The sequence below is a fragment of the Pseudoalteromonas sp. SG45-1 genome (assembly GCF_014164135.1).
GTDB classification, from domain to species: Bacteria; Pseudomonadota; Gammaproteobacteria; order Enterobacterales; family Alteromonadaceae; genus Pseudoalteromonas; species Pseudoalteromonas distincta.
In genome coordinates this window covers 82,381-102,617 of the sequence record NZ_JACJEP010000009.1, presented here as the reverse complement: position 1 = coordinate 102,617, position 20,237 = coordinate 82,381, and the positions used below count along the sequence as shown (strand labels likewise).

At 40.8% G+C, this 20,237-nt stretch carries 20 protein-coding genes; 12 read left to right on the top strand and 8 right to left on the bottom strand.

The window, feature by feature from the left end:
• Positions 1-55 precede the first annotated feature (55 nt).
• On the top strand, positions 56-1,555 hold the full coding sequence (gene glpK, locus H5117_RS10055; RefSeq protein WP_182737568.1) for a glycerol kinase GlpK: 1,500 nt from the start codon (positions 56-58) through the stop codon (positions 1,553-1,555).
• A 211-nt stretch (positions 1,556-1,766) separates the two neighbouring features.
• Complete coding sequence (gene glpD / locus H5117_RS10050) at positions 1,767-3,272, top strand: glycerol-3-phosphate dehydrogenase (RefSeq protein WP_182737565.1); 1,506 nt, start codon at positions 1,767-1,769, stop codon at positions 3,270-3,272.
• A gap of 59 nt (positions 3,273-3,331) precedes the next feature.
• Here glpD and H5117_RS10045 read toward each other — a convergent pair whose 3' ends face one another.
• The gene (locus tag H5117_RS10045) at positions 3,332-4,282 is read right to left on the bottom strand and encodes a 2-dehydro-3-deoxygalactonokinase (RefSeq protein WP_182737563.1); all 951 of its coding nucleotides are present in this window, start codon (positions 4,280-4,282) and stop codon (positions 3,332-3,334) included.
• A 3-nt stretch (positions 4,283-4,285) separates the two neighbouring features.
• Positions 4,286-5,044: an SDR family NAD(P)-dependent oxidoreductase gene (locus H5117_RS10040; RefSeq protein ID WP_182737561.1), complete on the bottom strand. Its 759-nt coding sequence runs from the start codon at positions 5,042-5,044 to the stop codon at positions 4,286-4,288.
• A gap of 199 nt (positions 5,045-5,243) precedes the next feature.
• Between H5117_RS10040 and H5117_RS10035 the strand changes: the two genes are divergently transcribed.
• Entirely contained in the window at positions 5,244-5,945 is a 702-nt protein-coding gene (locus H5117_RS10035; protein ID WP_024596672.1) for a FadR/GntR family transcriptional regulator, read from the top strand.
• 208 nt (positions 5,946-6,153) lie between these two features.
• On the opposite strand, the gene accC is transcribed toward H5117_RS10035, so the two are convergent.
• The 5 genes from accC to cutA all read right to left on the bottom strand — a co-directional run bounded on the left by accC (position 6,154) and on the right by cutA (position 10,854).
• A complete protein-coding gene (gene accC, locus H5117_RS10030) occupies positions 6,154-7,494 on the bottom strand; it encodes an acetyl-CoA carboxylase biotin carboxylase subunit (protein ID WP_002958843.1) in 1,341 nt (446 codons plus the stop codon).
• 26 nt (positions 7,495-7,520) lie between these two features.
• Positions 7,521-7,985, bottom strand: coding sequence for an acetyl-CoA carboxylase biotin carboxyl carrier protein (gene accB, locus H5117_RS10025; protein ID WP_002958842.1), 465 nt, complete (start codon positions 7,983-7,985; stop codon positions 7,521-7,523).
• A 38-nt stretch (positions 7,986-8,023) separates the two neighbouring features.
• On the bottom strand, positions 8,024-8,476 hold the full coding sequence (gene aroQ, locus H5117_RS10020) for a type II 3-dehydroquinate dehydratase (protein ID WP_002958841.1): 453 nt from the start codon (positions 8,474-8,476) through the stop codon (positions 8,024-8,026).
• A 228-nt stretch (positions 8,477-8,704) separates the two neighbouring features.
• Positions 8,705-10,534 carry a protein-disulfide reductase DsbD gene (locus tag H5117_RS10015; RefSeq protein WP_182737559.1) on the bottom strand — a complete coding sequence of 610 codons (1,830 nt, stop codon included), beginning with the start codon at positions 10,532-10,534 and terminating at the stop codon, positions 8,705-8,707.
• Positions 10,534-10,854 (bottom strand): divalent-cation tolerance protein CutA, encoded by a 321-nt coding sequence (gene cutA, locus H5117_RS10010; protein ID WP_002958839.1) that lies wholly within the window; start codon positions 10,852-10,854, stop codon positions 10,534-10,536. Before cutA ends, H5117_RS10015 begins: the two co-directional genes overlap by 1 nt.
• 178 nt (positions 10,855-11,032) lie before the next feature.
• Between cutA and H5117_RS10005 the strand changes: the two genes are divergently transcribed.
• From H5117_RS10005 to H5117_RS09985, 5 genes are all read left to right on the top strand, one after another.
• Positions 11,033-11,509 carry an FxsA family protein gene (locus H5117_RS10005; protein WP_002958838.1) on the top strand — a complete coding sequence of 159 codons (477 nt, stop codon included), beginning with the start codon at positions 11,033-11,035 and terminating at the stop codon, positions 11,507-11,509.
• A gap of 110 nt (positions 11,510-11,619) precedes the next feature.
• Positions 11,620-11,907: a co-chaperone GroES gene (locus tag H5117_RS10000; RefSeq protein ID WP_002958836.1), complete on the top strand. Its 288-nt coding sequence runs from the start codon at positions 11,620-11,622 to the stop codon at positions 11,905-11,907.
• A 48-nt stretch (positions 11,908-11,955) separates the two neighbouring features.
• Positions 11,956-13,605: a chaperonin GroEL gene (groL, locus tag H5117_RS09995; RefSeq protein ID WP_002958835.1), complete on the top strand. Its 1,650-nt coding sequence runs from the start codon at positions 11,956-11,958 to the stop codon at positions 13,603-13,605.
• A gap of 136 nt (positions 13,606-13,741) precedes the next feature.
• Positions 13,742-14,026 (top strand): hypothetical protein, encoded by a 285-nt coding sequence (locus H5117_RS09990; RefSeq protein ID WP_182737592.1) that lies wholly within the window; start codon positions 13,742-13,744, stop codon positions 14,024-14,026.
• Positions 14,027-14,117: 91 nt separating this feature from the next.
• The gene (locus tag H5117_RS09985) at positions 14,118-14,537 is read left to right on the top strand and encodes a VOC family protein (RefSeq protein WP_182733773.1); all 420 of its coding nucleotides are present in this window, start codon (positions 14,118-14,120) and stop codon (positions 14,535-14,537) included.
• Positions 14,538-14,556: 19 nt separating this feature from the next.
• Here H5117_RS09985 and H5117_RS09980 read toward each other — a convergent pair whose 3' ends face one another.
• Positions 14,557-16,032 carry an NAD(P)H-hydrate dehydratase gene (locus H5117_RS09980; protein WP_182737557.1) on the bottom strand — a complete coding sequence of 492 codons (1,476 nt, stop codon included), beginning with the start codon at positions 16,030-16,032 and terminating at the stop codon, positions 14,557-14,559.
• 239 nt (positions 16,033-16,271) lie between these two features.
• Here H5117_RS09980 and gmk point away from each other — a divergent pair, with 239 nt between their 5' ends.
• From gmk to H5117_RS09960, 4 genes are all read left to right on the top strand, one after another.
• Positions 16,272-16,892 (top strand): guanylate kinase, encoded by a 621-nt coding sequence (gene gmk, locus H5117_RS09975; protein WP_182693853.1) that lies wholly within the window; start codon positions 16,272-16,274, stop codon positions 16,890-16,892.
• Between the two features lie 124 nt (positions 16,893-17,016).
• Entirely contained in the window at positions 17,017-17,292 is a 276-nt protein-coding gene (gene rpoZ / locus H5117_RS09970; protein ID WP_002958829.1) for a DNA-directed RNA polymerase subunit omega, read from the top strand.
• 387 nt (positions 17,293-17,679) lie between these two features.
• Complete coding sequence (gene spoT, locus H5117_RS09965; RefSeq protein WP_002958827.1) at positions 17,680-19,785, top strand: bifunctional GTP diphosphokinase/guanosine-3',5'-bis pyrophosphate 3'-pyrophosphohydrolase; 2,106 nt, start codon at positions 17,680-17,682, stop codon at positions 19,783-19,785.
• Between the two features lie 12 nt (positions 19,786-19,797).
• Positions 19,798-20,190: a RidA family protein gene (locus H5117_RS09960; protein WP_182737554.1), complete on the top strand. Its 393-nt coding sequence runs from the start codon at positions 19,798-19,800 to the stop codon at positions 20,188-20,190.
• The last annotated feature ends 47 nt before the right edge of the window (positions 20,191-20,237 follow it).

Below are 20,237 nucleotides of genomic sequence, written 5' to 3'. Positions count from 1 at the left end.
CTTCGGTTAAAGGCAATCTAGTCATATATAAGATAAGATAAATAACACAAATATCATGTCCAAATACATACTCTCAATTGATCAAGGAACCACAAGCTCTCGGGCCATCTTGTTTACAAAAGATGCAGACGTTTTTGGTACAGCACAACAAGAATTTTCGCAGCATTTTCCACAAAATGGTTGGGTAGAACACGACCCTAACGATATTTGGCAAACAGTGCTTAGCACTAGTCGCGAAGTGTTAACTAAAAACGATGTAAAGCCTGAAGAAATTATTGCCATTGGTATCACCAATCAGCGCGAAACCACTTTGGTATGGAACAAAAAAACAGGCAAAACAATTTATAACGCTATTGTATGGCAAGACCGTCGCACCAGTGACTATTGCGAAAGCCTAACAACTGATGAGCTTTGCCAAACAATAAGCGATAAAACAGGCTTACTGCTCGACCCTTATTTTTCGGCCACTAAAGTTCGTTGGATTTTAGATAACGTTGAAGGCGCACGCGAACAAGCCCTTGCAGGCGAACTCGCCTTCGGTACGGTTGACACTTACCTACTTTGGCAGCTAACTGGCGGTAAAGAGCACCGAACCGATGCAACCAATGCATCGCGCACCATGTTATTTAATATTCATACCCAGCAGTGGGATCAAGAGCTTTTAGAGTTATTCGATATTCCAGAATCTATGCTGCCAGAAGTAATGGATTCAGCTGACGAGTTTGGTTCAACCAGCGCTGACATTTTTGGCGCGCCAATTCGTGTTTATGGTATTGCAGGCGATCAACAAGCTGCGCTTGTAGGACACGCATGTTTTGAACAAGGCATGGCTAAAAGTACTTACGGTACTGGCTGTTTTTTAATGCTTAACACTGGCGAAAAAGCACTGACCTCAGAAAACCGCTTACTGACCACTGTTGCTTATAGATTAAACGGCAAGCCAACTTACGCCATTGAAGGCAGTATATTTATGGCTGGCGCAACTATGCAGTGGATTGTTGAAGGCTTAAAACTACTTAGCCATGCTGGCGAAAGTGAGTCGATAGTTAAAGATGTACCGCTCGATCATGGTGTATTTTTAGTGCCTTCGTTTACTGGTTTAGGCGCTCCTTATTGGGACCCTAATGCACGTGGCGCTATTTTAGGGCTAACACGCGACTCTGGTATTAGCACTATTGTTGCTGCAGCGCTGCAATCAGTTGGCTACCAGACCAAAGATTTACAAAAAGCGATGGAGCGTGATGGCCTTCGCCCAAGTGTGCTTCGTGTAGATGGCGGTATGGTAAAAAATAATTGGGTTATGACCTTTTTATCAAATATTTTAGGTGCAACAGTTGAGCGACCAACAGTGACCGAAACCACCTCTTTAGGGGTCGCTTATTTAGCAGGCTTGCAAGCAGGTGTGTACGAGTCAACTGAACAGTTATCTAAAATGTGGACATGCGACCGTCGCTTTGAGCCCACCATGAGTGCCGACGAGCGTAACGATCTATACGCAAAATGGCAGCACTGCGTAGCTCAAGTGTGCTTAACGAATAAAAACTGCCCGCAGTAAATACTAAGTGGTTAAGGCCAGTACTTTAGCCACTTTGCTTTTTTAACTTAGCTAAATGCTAGATTTAAAAGGCATGTTTTACTGCTTTAAATTGAAAATGGATTGGCGTCAAAATTAACGAATAAAAAACTGGGTTTTCTATTGTCAAATGAAAACAGCAGCTTTATGATGTTTATGTCTTATTTATATTACAAATAAAAAGGTTAGCTCGGTGGAATTAGCAGATAACGAATATGACTTACTAGTCATCGGTGGCGGTGTAAACGGCACTGGAATAGCAGCTGATGCAGCTGGCAGAGGGTTAAAAGTTCTATTGTGCGAACAATCAGACCTTGCCTGTGCAACATCTTCAAACAGTTCTAAGCTGATCCACGGCGGTCTGCGCTACCTTGAGCATTACGAATTTAGATTAGTAAAAGAAGCGCTAGCAGAGCGTGAAGTGCTACTTAAAAACGCACCTCATATTATGTGGCCGCTAACCTTTAGATTGCCGCATCAAAAACACCTCCGCCCTGCGTGGATGATTCGTATTGGCTTGTTTATGTATGACAACCTAGCAAAACGCGAAACACTAGCGGGTTCTCGAAGCATTAAATTTGGTGAAAATAGCATTTTAGAACCCTCTATTACTAAAGGTTTTGAATACTCAGATGGCTGGGTTGATGACTCTCGCCTAGTCGTTTTAAACGCCCTAGCAGCGCAGCAAAAAGGTGCTGTTATTACCACGCAAACTAAGTGTGTACATGCTAAACGTGAGCAAGGTAAATGGCAGGTAACGCTTGAGCAGCAAAAGAGTAAAGCTAAATACACCATTTCTGCCAAAGGGATTGTTAATGCTGCGGGTCCTTGGGTTGCTAAATTATTTGACGAAGCACTAACAGAAAAATCACCACAAAATATTCGCCTTGTAAAAGGTAGCCACATTGTAGTGCCTCGTATTCACGATGAAAAACAAGCTTATATTTTACAAAATAAAGATCAGCGTATTGTGTTTGTTATTCCGTTTGAAGATGACTTCTCACTTATTGGCACAACCGATGTAGAACACAAAGGTGAAGCACAAGACGTTAAAATTAGTGATGAAGAAATTGATTACTTAATTGATATTACTAATACCTACTTTAAACAACCGATTAAACGCGAAGACATAGTACATACCTTTTCTGGTGTACGCCCATTACTTGATGACGAATCAGTTAATGCACAAGCCGTTACTCGCGATTATAAATTAGAGCTTTCGAGTGATGCTAAGCAAACACCTCTACTGAGTGTGTTTGGCGGAAAAATTACAACTTATCGCAAACTTGCCGAAGCTGCGGTTAATAAGCTTGAAGATTTTTATCCGCAAATGAGCAATGCGTGGACCAAACATAGTCCGCTCCCTGGTGGTGATTTTAGCTCTGTAGAAGCACTTAAATCAGAGCTAAAAGCAAAATACGAATGGCTACCTGAAATAACACTTAAACGCTTTGCACGCACTTATGGTACTCGTGCTAAACATATTTTAGGTAGTGCAACTGGGCTGAGTGATTTAGGCCAAGATTTTGGCCATGGTTTATTTGCAGCAGAAGTAGATTACTTGCTAAATGAAGAGTGGGCAGAAAACGCATACAATATTTTATGGCGCCGCAGTAAATTAGGACTACGTTTTAATGAGGCGCAAGTTGCTGCGCTTAATGATTATATTGAGCATAACCAAGCAGCTAAAAGCGCTTAATTATTCAGTTATAATAGCTTCCTGTTAACCCCTTTATAATTTAACCGTTATAAAGGGGTTTATTTTTTTGACTCTAAATTAAATAAATAATTAAAGCCACTAAGCGTCGCTGTTTTAATATCAAACTCAACACACTTCACACCTATTTGGTTAAGCGCCGTAGTAAAACACTTATTCAGCTGCTTTGTGCCAATCACCACAACTTGTGTATCACTTAATAATTGCCATTCACTAGCGTGGCGAGCTGCTCGTACATCGCTGCCAATTAATACACCCGACAAATAGGCTTTAGCTTGTACTGGCGTTAACTCCTTTGAAAGCTGGCGGGTACGCACACTAAAAATACCATGTGCCAAGTTACCGCTATCACTACCTAAAGTTAGCTCACAGCCTTGCTCAAATGCTTTAAAGTCAAACTCACCTTCTGCACAGTCGTTAGGAATTAAAACACTTTGATGACATAACAAATCATATAACTCACCGGTCATGGCTGTTTTAAAGCAAATGATTTCGCCATTGTTTATAAGCACCCATTTGGTATGTGTGCCAGGCAAACAGAGTAATATTTTACCTTGTTGATACTGTGGATTTTGCTTTAAAAACCCTAAAATTTGCAGCTCTTCGCCGCGCATTACATCAAACAAGCCATTTTGCAGCGTACACTTTGTGCCAGGTAACGCTTTAATAATATGTCCATCGCAATCAAAGCTAACAGCAGCATTAAGTAACCCTTCGGGATTAATTGGGCATTCTAAATAAGGTGTTTCGTGCCAGCCGATGCTTGAGGTAATTTGTCCTGCAATATATATAGGTAAGCTGCCATATTCTTGCTTCCACACTGCAATGGTCTCGATTAGGGTTTGCTCAAAATTTTGATTTGCTTTAACAACACCTGGGCCATCACGTTGTGCTAATAATTTAAGTGTTGATTGCGCTCGTACTTCGCACAAATAAGCGCGTAAATGGCTCGTGCCCCAGTCAACAGCAATAAAAAGAGATGAAGTAGCCAAGCTTTAAAGCCTCCCACCGTCAATTTTAATACTTTGCCCGGTGATCATACTGCTTTCATCGGCGGCTAAAAAGAGTGCCAAATTAGCAACATCTTCAGGAGTTACTAATTTTTTAAGCGCCATGGCTTCCATCCACTTAACTTGCTCTTCTTCGGTAAACCAGCTTGCTAGTTGACGGTCGGTAGCCACCCACCCTGGTAAAATAGCGTTAACGCGAATACCAAACTCGCCGTAATCGCGAGCCAGTGCCTTAGTCATACCAATTAGGCCTGCTTTTGCGGTTACATAGCCTGCCATTTGAGGTTGCCCCATAATAGCGTTAATAGAACTAAAGTTAATGATACTGCCCGCTCCATCGCCCTTCATAAAAGACATAGCAACTTGAGAGGCAAAAAATGCAGGGTTTAAGTTTATTTGTAAGCACTGATCCCAGTCTTGCACTGTAACGTCTTCGCTTGCTTGACGGCGATCGTTCGCTACATTATTAACTAGTACATTAATGGCACCAAAAGCGGCGCATGCATCCACAAGTGATTGCTGAAGTGCATGAGAGTCAGTTACATCAACTTGCCTATACCATAGTTTTGCATTGAGTAAATCACGAATAAGCGATTGCGCTGCCTTATCATCAATATCTATAAATGCTACTTTTGCATTTTGGTTTACAAAGGATTTAACCATTGCTCTACCAATGCCTGATGCACCGCCTGTAATAAAAATAACTTTACCAGAAAGACTATGATATTGAGCTAGGGTGTTCAAATTCAACTCTCCATACAGCGCATTTTCAATTTTATTTAAACTCTTTATAAACTTACATTTACAGTATAAAGAGCCAAACTAAGTCGTTATTGCTGTGTTAAAATATTTAGCTAATTAAAAGTTTATATCATATCCTTGAGTACATTAATATGATATATGATATATAATAAAGCAATATATCAACTCGGAATCCTGCGCAATGAAAAGCCAACCCCGTCAAAATTTAACACAACAATTAACCCACGATTTGGGTTTTGCTATTGTGCGTGGTGTTTACCCTGTAAGCGAAGGCCTACCTTCTGAAGCCGATTTATGTATAAAGTATGATGTAAGTCGCAGCGCTACCCGCGAAGCGGTAAAAATGCTCTCTGCTAAAGGGTTAATTTCATCGCGTCCTAAGCAAGGTATTCGTGTGTTACCTGAAAGTAGCTGGAACATGTTTGATACCGACGTACTACGTTGGATTTTAAGCAGCAAGCCATCACTGTCGTTATTAAAAGAGTTTACTCAAGTACGCGTAGCCCTTGAACCACAAGCGGCCGCTCTTGCAGCACTAAATGCAACTGCTGAACAACTCGCTGATATAGATAGTGCCTTAGCCCGTATGGCTGAAGCAGACGAAGGCTTAGACGACCCATTAGAAGCCGACATTGCTTTTCATACCAGCATATTAGTGGCCAGTAACAATCGCTTTTTTGTGCAGTTAACTGAGTTTATTAGTACAGCCCTTAGAGTAAGTATTCGTTATACAAACCATATTAAAGGTGTACCGGGCGCAGATGTTGCTAAGCACGCTGATATTTTAGAGACTATAAAGTCACGCGATCCTGAGCGCGCTAAAAAAGCAGTAGAAACAATTTTAGAAGAAGCACTACAGTTAATTGAATCTAAATTAGTGTAATGTTAGTTCAACATATTATATAAATATTGAGTCCATCGAATTTACTCTTTGCAGTATATTTTATGGACTTTTTTATTGCCTATAAAACTTAAATTAGAGGCATTAAAAAATCCGATATCAGTCTCCTGATATCGGATTTTTAATTATTTAAATCAGCTTAATAACTCGGGTTATTAACTAAGATAAAACGCCTTTGTACAGGCTAGAATTACAATCCTAATTTCTTCTCAAGATAGTGGATGTTAGTACCACCATTTTGGAAGTTTTCATCTGCAAGAATTCTCTTATGCAAAGGAGTATTAGTTTTAATTCCGTCAATTACTAGCTCGTTAAGTGCATTGCGCGCGCGGGCAATAGCTACGTCACGGTTTTCACCGTAAGTAATTAACTTACCAATCATTGAATCGTAATGTGGTGGAACCGTATAGTCAGCGTAAATATGGCTGTCCCAACGAATACCTAAGCCACCAGCAGGATGGAAACGTGTAATTTTACCCGGTGAAGGGATAAACGTTTCAGGGTCTTCAGCATTAATACGACACTCAATAGCATGACCACGAATAACAACGTCGTCTTGCGTGAATGATAATGGTTGACCCGCAGCAATTTTTAACTGCTCTTTGATTAAATCAATACCAGTAACCATTTCAGTTACAGGGTGTTCAACCTGAATACGTGTATTCATTTCGATGAAGTAAAACTCGCCGTTTTCGTATAAAAACTCAAACGTACCTGCACCGCGGTAACCGATTTCGATACATGCACGTGTACAGCGTTCACCAATAAATTTACGTGTTTCTGCAGTAATACCTGGCGCTGGTGCTTCTTCAACTACTTTTTGGTGACGACGTTGCATAGAACAATCACGTTCACCTAAATGTACTGCATTACCTTGGCCATCTGCTAATACTTGAACTTCGATATGGCGTGGGTTTTCAAGGAATTTCTCCATGTAAACCATGCTATTACCAAAGAACTGCTTAGCTTCTTGCTGTGTTAATGCAATTGAATCAATAAGTTCAGATTCGCTACGAACAACACGCATACCACGACCACCACCGCCACCAGCGGCTTTGATGATTACCGGGTAACCGATTCGTTTGGCGATTTGCATGTTACGTTCTTTATCATCTGATACCGGACCATCAGACCCTGGTACACATGGAACGCCTGCTTTACGCATTGCTGAAATAGCAGAAACTTTATCACCCATAAGGCGAATAGTGTCACCTTTTGGACCAATAAATACAAAACCACTTTGCTCAACTTGGTCGGCAAAATCAGCGTTTTCTGCAAGGAAACCGTAACCTGGATGAATCGCTACAGCGTCAGTTATTTCAGCCGCAGCAATAATGCGCGGGATATCTAAATAACTTTCAGTTGCTGATGGTCTACCAATACAGATGGTTTCATCTGCAAGCAATACATGCTTAAGATCGCGATCCGCCGTTGAATGCACAGCAACCGTTTTGATCCCAAGCTCTTTGCAGGCGCGCAATATACGAAGTGCAATTTCACCTCGGTTTGCAATGACTACTTTATCTAACATTAGAGTTGGCCTTTTAGGTTACGCTATTATTCAATGATGAATAGAGGTTGATCAAATTCTATTGGCTCGCCATTTTCAGCTAAGATAGCTCTTACTGTACCGGCTTTATCTGACTCAATTTGGTTCATCATTTTCATAGCTTCGATAATACAAAGCGTATCGCCAACTTTAACTTGCTGACCAACTTCTACATACGCTGGAGCTTCAGGAGACGCTGCTGCATAGAAAGATCCAACCATTGGTGATTTAACTTGATGGCCAGTAGGTTCTGCAGGAGCTGCTGCTTCAACTGCTACAGGAGCTGCTGCAACTGGAGCTGGGGCTGCTGGCGCCGGTGCATATTGCTGTGGAGCAAATTGCGGGTAACCAGGGCCTGCGCTCATGTTGTTACGGTTAATACGTACTGATTCTTCACCTTCAGTGATTTCTAGCTCAGCAATACCTGATTCTTCTACTAATTCGATAAGCTTCTTTATCTTGCGAATATCCATTACACGACCCGCCTGTTTGTTTGTGTGTTAATTTAAAATTAAATCGAGTTTTTCAACCGGCTCACAGCGGCATTTAATGCTGCGTGGTAACCCATTGCACCTAATCCACATATCACGCCTTGTGCCACATCAGAAAAATACGAATGATGACGAAAGGCTTCACGTGCGTGCACATTACTTAAGTGCACTTCAAAAAACGGAATATCAACACTTAGCAATGCATCACGTAATGCAACGCTTGTATGCGTAAATGCAGCAGGGTTAATTATTATGTAATCAACCGCTTGCCAAGCACTGTGTATTCGCTCAATGAGGGCTTGCTCACTATTACTTTGAAAATGTGCTAACTCAACATCTAGACTATCAGCGGCACTGGTTAGTTCGCTCATAATTTCACTTAGCGTTTGAAAACCGTATTTATCCGGTTCACGCTTGCCAAGCATGTTCAAATTTGGACCATTTATAACTAAAAGGTTAAATTTTGCAGCCATAATACGCGATATATCCTATAAGTAATGAGTTAAGCGGTTGCTAAGTAGTTTTTCGCTTTTAAGTAAGCAGAAAAAAGTAATGTAGCAACAAATTCTCACGTTAACCAACTATTATAGTGATTTCGATGTAAATAGCAGCAAAATACTGGTCCAATCTCTATTTTGGGAACGAAGAACTAGGAGGGAGTCGTAAGCCACTTGGTATATCCAAGTGGCTCTATTGCACTATTATTGTGCGCTGGCGCGCACTGTAGCAAGGTGTTTAGCAAAATCTTCTGCGTTTAAAAAGCCGGTTACACGTTGTGTAGTTAGCTCTTTACCTTGGGTGTTAAAAAACAAAATACTAGGTAAACCAAACACGGTGTACTCTTCCATTAACTCAATTGTTTTATTGTCACTGTTAGTTAAATCAACTTGAATTAGCTGATAATGGCTAAATTCACTTTGCACTTTGGCATCTGGAAACGTGTAATGCTCAAACTCTTTACACGCCACACACCAGTCAGCATATAAGTCGACCATAACCATTCGACCTTCATTACTCGCTTGCGCTACGGCCTCTTTTAGCTCAGCTAAATCCGCCACCTTTTTAAACTCATTACTTTGTGAGCTTACTTGCACAGCTTGTACTGGCCAAAAGTAGTTTTTAGTTAACGTAAACCCTGTCATAGCTAATAGCGTTGCAGCAAACCATAATGCAGTTTTTAACTTGCTTTGTGTTTGGCTACTTTGCCAGTGATGTAGGTAAAGTGCCGTTGTTAATGCAAGCACACCTGCCATTAATAATATAATGTCGGCGCTTACTAGTCGCTCAAGTAATATAAGCGGCACAACGAGCATCACAAAACCAAACAAGGTTTTAACTTGCTCCATCCAACCACCTGCTTTAGGCAGCAATTTACCGCCAGATGTACCAAGTAATAAAAGTGGTAACCCCATACCTAAACTAAGCACGTATAGTGTTAAACCACCTACTAAGTAATCACCACTTTGCGCAACAAATAAGAGCGCCGCCGACAGTGGTGCTGTAGTACACGGTGATGCAATTAGCCCCGACAGTACGCCCATGAAAAATACGCCAACGTAGTTGCCGCCTTTTTGATTGTTACTTACTTGAGTTAGCTTGCTCATCATACTGCTTGGCAGTTTTATTTCGTACCAACCAAACATCGACATAGCCAATAATACAAATAGTAAACTAAAGCTAACTAGTACAAATGGATGCTGTAAATACCCCTGAACTTGCCCACCAAGCGCCGCAACAACTAAACCAAGCGCTGCATAGGTAACTGCCATGCCTTGTATATATACAAACGACAACGCAAACGCTTTTTTAGTTGAAAGGTTTTGCTGACCCGCAATTAAGCTCGACAAAATAGGAAACATAGGGAATACGCAGGGCGTAAAAGCAAGGCCTACACCAACAACAAAAAATATGAGTAAATTAGTTATTAAGCCCTGACTTGCTAATTGCTCAGTAAAAGTGAGCTCTTTTTCGGTATCATCCGAATTTGTTGTAGGTTCAGTAGTTGGCTCGTTGAGTGCTGCAAATGTACTTTGCGCAGTTGCTGCTTCATCTGTAGTGTTATTTTGATCTACATTTTTAACCTGTGCGCCACTAATAACACTAAGTGGGATGCTAATTACTTCTGGTGGATAGCAAAGCCCTGCTTTTGCACAGCCTTGGTAACGAACTTTAACCACGGCGCCTTCGGTTATATTACTTAGCTTACTAATAACACTCGCGGAATTAAAAAAAACCTCTGTTTTACCAAAAAATTCATCTTCAATAATTTCGCCACGGCCAGAGTCGCCTACTTGAATGTTTGCACCTTTGGCGATAATTTCTATTTTCTTTTTATATAAATAATAGTCTGGCGCTATATCCCAACCTACAAACAAGGTACTGCCTTGCTGGTCAAAATCAAAAACAAACGCTTGGTCTACAGGTAAAAAAGTCTGTTGCGGAGGCCCAAGTAGATCACCAAGCACATTATTAGTCGCAGCCTTTACGGGTACGGTTAATAATGTAACCAACAATAAAAAGAAAAAACGCATTAATTCAGTACCTCGTCCATCCAATTAAAATACGCCAAATTACCGGTTGAAACTTCTACAACCTGAATCTCCGGCACTTCGTAGCTATGTAGCTCTTTTATTGTTAAAAACACATCGTTCATTTTATCTGCTTTTGTTTTTATAAGTAGCTTGGCTTCAGTTGCTTCTGCTACTTCGCCCTCCCACATATAAATAGAGCCCATGTTAGGTAAAATATTTACACAAGCTGCTAGCTTTTTTTCTACCAACGCCCTTGCTAGGCTGCGTGCTTCTGCTTCGTCTTTGCAAGTCGTAAAAATCATTTTAAAATGCGTAGTCATTATGAACCTATTCTTATTGGACAGTGTCTAGCTTCATAGTATCTGATAGCCGATACAATGTGTAGACGCTTAAATATCAGTAAAATGACTATACCTATGCCCTAACCTTGAAAAGAGACCTAGTCACCCTCATTTATATTTCATCAACTCTTTTGAGTGTCATTATTTAGAGAGCGCTATGTTTAGATTTTTATTTGTGTTGTTTATCATCATCCCTATTATCGAAATCGCTTTGCTGATTCAAGTAAGCGATGTGATTGGCGGATTTGCAACAATTGCACTTGTTGTTATTACCGCGATTTTAGGTGCCAAAATGGTTAAAACACAAGGTATGGGTGCGCTGCAAAACGTACAAGCGCAAATGGCGCAAGGGCAAATGCCAGCCAAAGAATTATTTACCGGAATATGCGTTGTAATTGCAGGGGTATTATTACTTACCCCTGGCATTATGACCGACGTGTTTGGGTTACTATTATTAACGCCTGCAATTCGTAACAAACTGGCCGCAGGTCTTGCTAGCCAAGCAACTGTTAGAATGAGCGCAGGTAGGCAACAAGGGCCATCGCCGTTTGCTGGGCAGCAACATGCTGAACGAGAGCAAGGGCAAATGGAACGACCAACGACTATTGATGGCGAATATGAGCGAAAAGATTAAAAATTTATCATTTTTTCTCTTGGAATTTTACACTCTACCCCCATTAATGAATGCAAATTAGAAAAGCTTTTTTCTGTACTGTTCAGAAACTGTTAGGAGAACTAAAAAACATGAACATTCGTCCTTTACAAGATCGCGTAATCGTTAAACGTCTAGAAGAAGAAACAAAATCTGCTGGCGGTATTGTATTAACTGGCTCTGCAGCTGAAAAATCAACTCGCGGAGAAGTTGTAGCCGTAGGTAATGGTCGCGTTTTAGATAACGGTGACGTGAGAGCGTTAGAAGTTAAAGCCGGTGACACTGTGTTATTTGGCTCATATGTTGAAAAAGTTGAAAAGATCGAAGGTCAAGAGTACCTGATCATGCGTGAAGATAATATTTTAGGCATTGTAGGCTAAACCTACTTTTCGTTTATAAACATTTAAGAATTTAGAGGAATTTAAAACATGGCAGCAAAAGAAGTACTTTTTGCAGGTGACGCACGCGCTAAAATGCTAACTGGCGTAAACATCCTGGCAAACGCAGTAAAAGTTACATTAGGTCCTAAAGGCCGTAACGTTGTACTAGACAAATCATTTGGCTCTCCAGTTATCACTAAAGATGGTGTATCTGTAGCAAAAGAAATCGAACTTGAAGACAAGTTTGAAAACATGGGCGCACAAATGGTTAAAGAAGTTGCATCTAAAGCAAATGATGCAGCCGGCGATGGTACAACTACCGCTACAGTACTTGCACAGTCTATTGTTAATGAAGGCCTTAAAGCTGTTGCAGCAGGCATGAATCCAATGGATCTTAAGCGCGGCATCGACAAAGCAGTTATTGCTGCTGTTGCAGAGCTTAAAGCGTTATCTGTTCCTTGTTCTGATACTAAAGCAATTGCACAAGTAGGTACTATTTCAGCTAACTCTGATCAAGAGATTGGTAATATCATTGCTCAAGCAATGGAAAAAGTAGGCCGCAACAGTGGTGTTATTACTGTAGAAGAAGGTCAATCACTTGAAAACGAACTAGATGTTGTTGAAGGCATGCAGTTTGACCGTGGTTACTTATCTCCTTACTTTATCAACAGCCCAGAAAAAGGCACTGTTGAACTAGATAACCCATTTATTCTACTTGTAGATAAAAAAATATCTAACATCCGTGAATTATTACCAACATTAGAAGCGGTTGCTAAAGCAAGTAAACCACTACTAATCATTGCAGAAGACCTTGAAGGCGAAGCACTAGCTACATTAGTAGTTAATAACATGCGCGGTATTGTTAAAGTATCAGCTGTTAAAGCACCTGGCTTTGGCGATCGTCGTAAAGCAATGCTACAAGATATTGCTGTATTAACTGGCGGTACTGTTATTTCTGAAGAAATCGGCTTAGAGCTTGAAAAAGCAACAGTTGAAGACCTAGGTACAGCTAAACGCGTAATTATCACTAAAGATGATACAACTATCATTGATGGTGCTGGCGAAGAAGCGGGTATTACTGGTCGTGTTTCTCAAATTAAAGCACAAATTGAAGAAGCAACATCAGACTACGATAAAGAGAAACTTCAAGAGCGCATGGCTAAACTAGCTGGCGGTGTTGCAGTTATCAAAGTAGGTGCTGCTACTGAAATCGAAATGAAAGAGAAAAAAGACCGCGTTGAAGATGCATTAAATGCAACTCGTGCAGCGGTTGAAGAAGGCGTAGTACCTGGCGGCGGTGTTGCACTTGTACGTGCTGCTAGCAAGCTAGTTGATTTAGTTGGCGACAACGAAGATCAAAACCACGGTATTAAAGTTGCACTTCGTGCGATGGAAGCACCACTTCGTCAAATCGTAACTAACGCAGGCGACGAAGCATCAGTTGTAATTAACGCAGTTAAAGGCGGCGATGGTAACTACGGTTACAACGCAGCAACTGGCGAATACAACGACATGATTGAAATGGGTATCCTAGATCCAACTAAAGTAACACGCTCTGCGCTACAGTTTGCAGGGTCTATTGCGGGTCTAATGATCACTACTGAAGCAATGGTAGCTGAAATCCCTAAAGACGAATCTGCTGGTGCACCTGATATGGGTGGCATGGGCGGAATGGGTGGTATGGGCGGAATGATGTGATAAACATCCCCGTTTAAGCACCTCGCTTATATAAAAAACCAGCTTCGGCTGGTTTTTTGCTTTTTAGAATAAAAATCATTGATATTGTTTAATTTATACCCACACCTAAGTTGCGTATAACTAAGATTTATATTAAATGGATTTATTAAATAATAACGAAATATTCATCTTCTTTGTTTTTGTTGCTCTTGTGACTGGGTTATTTTCATTCGTAGTTTGGGCTATGCTCAAAATGGTCACGTGGGGTAAAAGTATGTCTAAGGGGGCTTATTTATTTTTAGCATTCTTTCCGCTTATTTCTATTATTCCTATCCCACCACCTACATACGAAAATGTACAAAAAGCAAAACAAGAACAGCGTAAACGTAAAGGAGACTCAGGCGATCCACTCGATGATGATGAGGACGAACTTACAAGTTAGTTAAAGTTACACTCTACAGGCAAATACCTGCGTAATCGTTTACTAATATGATAAAAAGCACATTTATTTAATAGTACGGAGTAAGCCAAACATGACTAACGTTCAACAGCATATAGGCAGCATTGCATTAGTTGTTAAGGACTACGACGATGCCATTGAGTTTTATACTCAAAAGCTCAACTTTGAGTTAGTAGAGGATACTGATTTAGGTGATAGTAAACGTTGGGTATTAATTTCACCTCCAAATTCAAACGGAGCTAATTCGAGCAGAACTAATCTACTGCTTGCTAAAGCCACAACGCCCGAACAAATTAGCGCTATTGGTAATCAAACGGGTGGTCGCGTGTTTTTATTTTTGCATACTAATGATTTCTGGCGAGATTATAATTTAATGCTTTCTAAAGGCGTTACATTTAACGAAGAACCTCGAGTAGAACCCTATGGCACCGTAGTGGTTTTTGAAGACCTATATGGTACAAAATGGGATTTATTACAGCTTAATAATCAGTGAGATAAAGTGACGCTTAAACTCACGTCACTTTATTAACTAACTCTCTTACAACTGGGAATAAATCACTGGGTAGCATTCCCCTTTGCCCATCTCGCTCACTTGCGATATCACCGGCTTTAGCGTGCAGTGTTACACCATAGCGTGCTGCTTCATCAATAGTTAAACCTTGAGCAAGTAATGCCCCAATAATACCAGTGAGTACGTCGCCACTGCCGCCAACTGCCAGTGCTGGGTTGCCATCTTCACACACCCACGTGTGCTGGGCATTATCTATTAATGTTCCAGCGCCTTTTAATACACAAGTCGCGTTATAGCGCTTGGCGCAAAGGCGGACATAATTAAAGCGGTCTGATTCTATATCGCTGGTACTAACACTTAGCAGTCGCGAAGCTTCGCCTGGATGTGGCGTAAGTACGCATTGCTCTAACACATACGATGAGGCTTGCTTAGCGAGTAAATTAAGGGCGTCTGCATCTATAACCAATGGCATTTTATTGTTTTGGCAATATTGCATTACTTCATCGAATGTTTGTTGTGCCCACTCGTCTTGCCCAAGCCCTGGGCCAATAACAACGCAGCTTGCCCACTCTAGCGCTTGATGTAAGTTATTACTGCTTACCATAAGCTCTGGTCTGCCAATACTAATAGGCGTTATTGAGCTTTCGTGTGTATACACCCTTACCATGCCAGCACCCGTTCTAAGAGCTGCTTCACTACTTAACCTAATTGCACCTGCAGTACCTTGATTGCCACCAACACATAAAAGCTTGCCATGGCTTCCTTTGTGACTATTAATTGCCCGCGTGGCAATTCCTTTAAAGCTATTAATATTTATCAAGGTTCCTGATGATTGAGCTATACAAGTAAACGCATCGCCAATTGCTAAATCATCAAAAACTAACTTACCGCTATATTGTTTACCTGCCGTCGTTGTGAGCCCTTGCTTTATACCTACAAAAGTAACGGTTGAAGTAGCTTGTACTGCGCACCCTAAAGGCTGTCCTGTATTTGCTTCAATGCCTGATGGAATATCAATGCTTATTACGGGCTTACCACTGTTATTTACAGCGTTAATTATATTCGCAAAATTATCGCGCACGGCGCTATTAAGCCCAGTACCAAGGAGCGCATCAATAACGATATCGCACTCATTAAGAGCATCTTTTGTAAAATGAGAAACCACCCCACCCGCTTCTATCCATAGCTGCTGCGCTTTTGCAGCATCACCTTTTAATGTTTTTTCGGGTTCAGCAGCGCATACTGTTACCTTTTTACCTGATTGCATAATAAGCCTAGCTACAACGTAACCGTCTCCAGCGTTGTTACCATGGCCAACAATGACTAATGTATGCTGCGCATCAAATAACTGCCATTGCTTATATACAGCCTCTCCTGCACGCTGCATTAGTGTAAATAAATCACAATGACTGTTTTTAGCTGCTAAAGCTTCATTGTCTCTTACTTGTTGTGCGGTAAATAAGGTTTTATTAAGCATAAAGGCTCCTTTACTAGGTGATACTTCACCTTATCAAATACTTATATCTAGCGGCTAGTTCTGTTGATAAATTTAAACTGCAATTTTATTTAAAGTCTAACACTCCCGCTTCAACTTGGGCATAGCTCACTTGAGCACGCCTAACTTGAGCAAGGTGAGCTAATTAAAGTATAATGCAGTTAATTAAAGGCTTGGTTTACTTGTAATCCAAGCCTGTTTATTTTTAGGTAGAGAAAAGCATGGCACAAACTCGCGGTAACTTATTTATTTTATCAGCCCCTTCAGGTGCTGGTAAATCAAGCTTAATCAATGCGTTATTAAAAAAACACGCTGACATGAAAGTATCTGTATCACATACAACTCGCGCCCCTCGCCCAGGTGAAGAAAATGGCGTGCATTATCACTTTGTATCTACAGACGAATTTAAAGCGCTTATTGCCAAAGATGACTTTTTTGAATGGGCTCAAGTATTCGATAATTACTACGGCACATCAAAGCAAGCTATTGAGTCGCAACTTGATGCGGGTATTGATGTGTTTTTAGATATTGATTGGCAAGGCGCGCAACAAGTGCGCGAAATAATGCCAAGCGTGAAAACTATTTTTATACTACCTCCTTCAAAAGAAGAGTTAGAGCAACGCTTAAATAATCGTGGCCAAGATTCGGCTGAGGTTATTGCCTCTCGTATGGCAAAAGCACAATCTGAAACATCACATTATAACGAATACGACTATGTAATTGTTAATGATGACTTTGAGAGCGCGCTTGGCGACATAGAAATGATTGTAATGGCTCAGCGCTTAACCCTAAAAGCGCAAGAAGAACGCCATCAAGTTTTACTAAATAGCCTGCTTAAATAATTTAAGTCTATTTAAATCAGGCTTAGACAAGTAAAACTGATAAAAATTGAACACTGGCTATTGGCGAAAGTGGCTGCTTGCAGTAAACTACGTCTTTGATTTAAATTATTTTTGGAGTGCTGTGATGGCCCGCGTAACAGTTGAAGATGCAGTAGATGCAGTTGGTAATCGTTTTGACTTAATTTTAGTTGCGGCTCGTCGTGCCCGCCAAATTGCTGTTGGTGGTAAAACTCCACTAGTAGACCCTGAAAACGATAAGCCAACGGTAGTTGCTTTACGTGAAATTGAACTAGGTTTAGTTGATAGCTCTTCAATGGACTTAATTGACCGTGAAGAACAACAACACCAAGAAGCAGCTGAATTAGCTGCTGTTGCTGCTATTGTTGGTGGCAACCAATAATCGACCTCCCGGTCTGATTTAGCCAACGGCGCAGTATTTCTACTATAGCCGTTGGCAATCCTCTCTTTTCATCGTATATTCGTAGCTTACCTAATTTGCTTCACTAGGGCTGTTTATCTTTCGAGGTTAAATTTGCAGTAGTATGTTTGGTATTTAGGCAAGGCAGAGCCTATGTAGTGTGGTTATTCCCCATAAATAGGCGATAACGCAGCATAAATGCAAAACATGCGCTGCCTAAAGGGTTCTGCCTAGGGGCACTTTACTCTTTGTTGCTCGATTTTTACTTAGCCCGCTAGGCTAAAAACCTCGCGCCACAATTAAATCGCCCCTAGATTGAACAAATTTTAATCCTGAAAGGTCAACAGGCCCTAGAACATTGGAGTGTGAATGTATCTTTTTGAAGGTCTTAAAAAGAAAATCTCAGAATACTTGCCCGCTGCTGATGTAGAGCTGGTTCAAAAATCTTACGTGGTAGCCCGAGAGGCCCATGAAGGACAAACTCGCTCGAGTGGCGAACCTTACATAACGCACCCAGTAGAAGTAACCCAAATTCTTGCAGGCATGCATCTTGACCATGAAACACTCATGGCCGCGCTAATGCATGATGTAATTGAAGATACTGATTTTAGTCAACAAGATTTAGCCGAGATATTTGGCGAAACTGTTGCAGAGCTAGTTGAAGGTGTGAGTAAGCTCGATAAGCTTAGCTTTAAAGATAAAAAAGAATTCCAAGCTGAAAACTACCGCAAAATGATTATGGCAATGACTCAGGATATTCGAGTCATTTTAATCAAGCTTGCTGATAGAACACACAATATGCGTACTTTAGGCGCATTGCGCCCAGATAAGCGCCGCAGAATAGCGCGTGAAACACTAGAAATTTACGCACCAATTGCAAACCGCTTAGGTATTCACGATATTAAAAATGAACTTGAAGACTTAGGTTTTCAAGCTTTATATCCTATGCGTCATCGCGCACTTAAATCGGAAGTTGCTAAAGCACGCGGTAATCGCAAAGAAGTTATTACTAATATCCAACATGAAATAGAAGCACGTCTTGAAGAATCAGGCATTAAAGCAACTGTGTCAGGCCGTGAAAAACATTTATATAGTATTTATAAAAAAATGCTTAATAAAGAACTGCTATTTAACGAAGTTATGGATATTTACGCGTTTAGAATTGCAGTTGACTCTATGGATACGTGTTATCGTGTATTAGGTGTAGCTCATAGTCTTTATAAACCTATTGAAACACGCTTTAAAGATTATATTGCAGTACCAAAAACAAATGGTTACCAATCGCTTCATACTTCATTAGTTGGTCCTCACGGTATACCTGTTGAAATTCAAATTCGTACTCATGATATGGATCATATGGCCGACAAAGGTGTAGCGGCACATTGGATGTATAAAAAAGCAGGTGATGGCGCAGGTAATACTTCGCAGCAACGTGCTCGCCAGTGGATGCAGAGCTTATTAGAGCTTCAGCAAAGTGCGGGTTCATCATTTGAATTTATTGAAAATGTAAAAACTGAGCTATTCCCAGAAGAAATTTACGTATTTACACCAGATGGGCGTATTGTTGAGCTACCAATGGGTGCTACCGCAGTCGATTTTGCTTATGCCGTGCATACAGATGTAGGCAACACCTGCGTAGGCGCTCGCGTTAATCGCAAGCCGCACCCTTTAAGTAGGCCCTTAGATACAGGGCAAACTATAGAAATAATAACAAGCTCAGGCGCTCACCCTAATGCAACATGGCTAAACTTTATTGTTACTGGTAAAGCGCGTTTGGGCGTTCGTAACTACCTTAGAAGCCAGCATCATGAAGAAGCTATGCTTTTAGGGCGCCGCTTACTTGATTCAGCATTAGGTGAAAACAAACTAGATAGCATTGCTGATGAAAATATAGCGAGAGTACTTGAGGAGCACGAACTAACAACGCTTCTTGAATTACTTGTAGAAATTGGCTCTGGTAACCTAATGAGCATGTTAATTGCCAAACGCCTATTACAAAATGACAGTGACGACTTAACTGATATTACCAGCCAAGCCAAAGCGACCATTATTGGTACTGAGGGCATGCTAGTTAATTACTCCAAGTGTTGCCGACCTGTACCTGGCGATGCTATTACAGCTCATGTAAGCCAAGGTAAGGGCCTGACCGTTCACCGCCAAGAATGTAAAAACATCCGTGGCTGGGAAAATGAGCGCTCTAAATACTTAGTTGTAAAATGGGACGATAACCCAGAGAAAGAATATATTGCAGCTCTGAGAGTTGAAATTATTAATCATCAGGGGGCTCTGGCTAAATTAACCAATGTTGTTACTACAACTCAAGCCAATATTGTAGAAATTACCACCGATGAAAAAGAAAGTAATTTATACGTGATAGATTTAGGGGTTACCGTTAAAAACCGTATCCACGTTGCTAACATTATGCGCCGCATTCGCGTTATGCCTGATGTACAAAAAGTCTATCGTAAAAAGTAAAATAGGAAACACATGAATAAAGCATTTATCTCTACCGACAAAGCACCTGCTGCCATTGGCACTTACAGCCAAGCAGTTAAAGTAGGCACCGCTGTTTATTTATCTGGTCAAATTCCATTAGTGCCAGAAACGATGGAAATGATTTCAGAAGACTTTAGTGAGCAAACGCATCAGGTATTTAAAAATATCACTGCGGTATGTGAAGAAGCTGGCGGGCAAATTCAAGATTTAGTGAAAATAAATATTTATCTAACTGATTTATCTAACTTCGCGACTGTAAATGAAGTTATGAGCCAATACTTTAAGCAACCTTACCCAGCGAGAGCTGCATTAGGTGTTCGTGCACTTCCAAAAGGTGCACAAATTGAAATAGATGGAATAATGGAACTTCCTTCTACCAATTAAGTATTACAGGCTATAGAGCCTCTCTATAGCCTTTCTTTCTCTCTTAG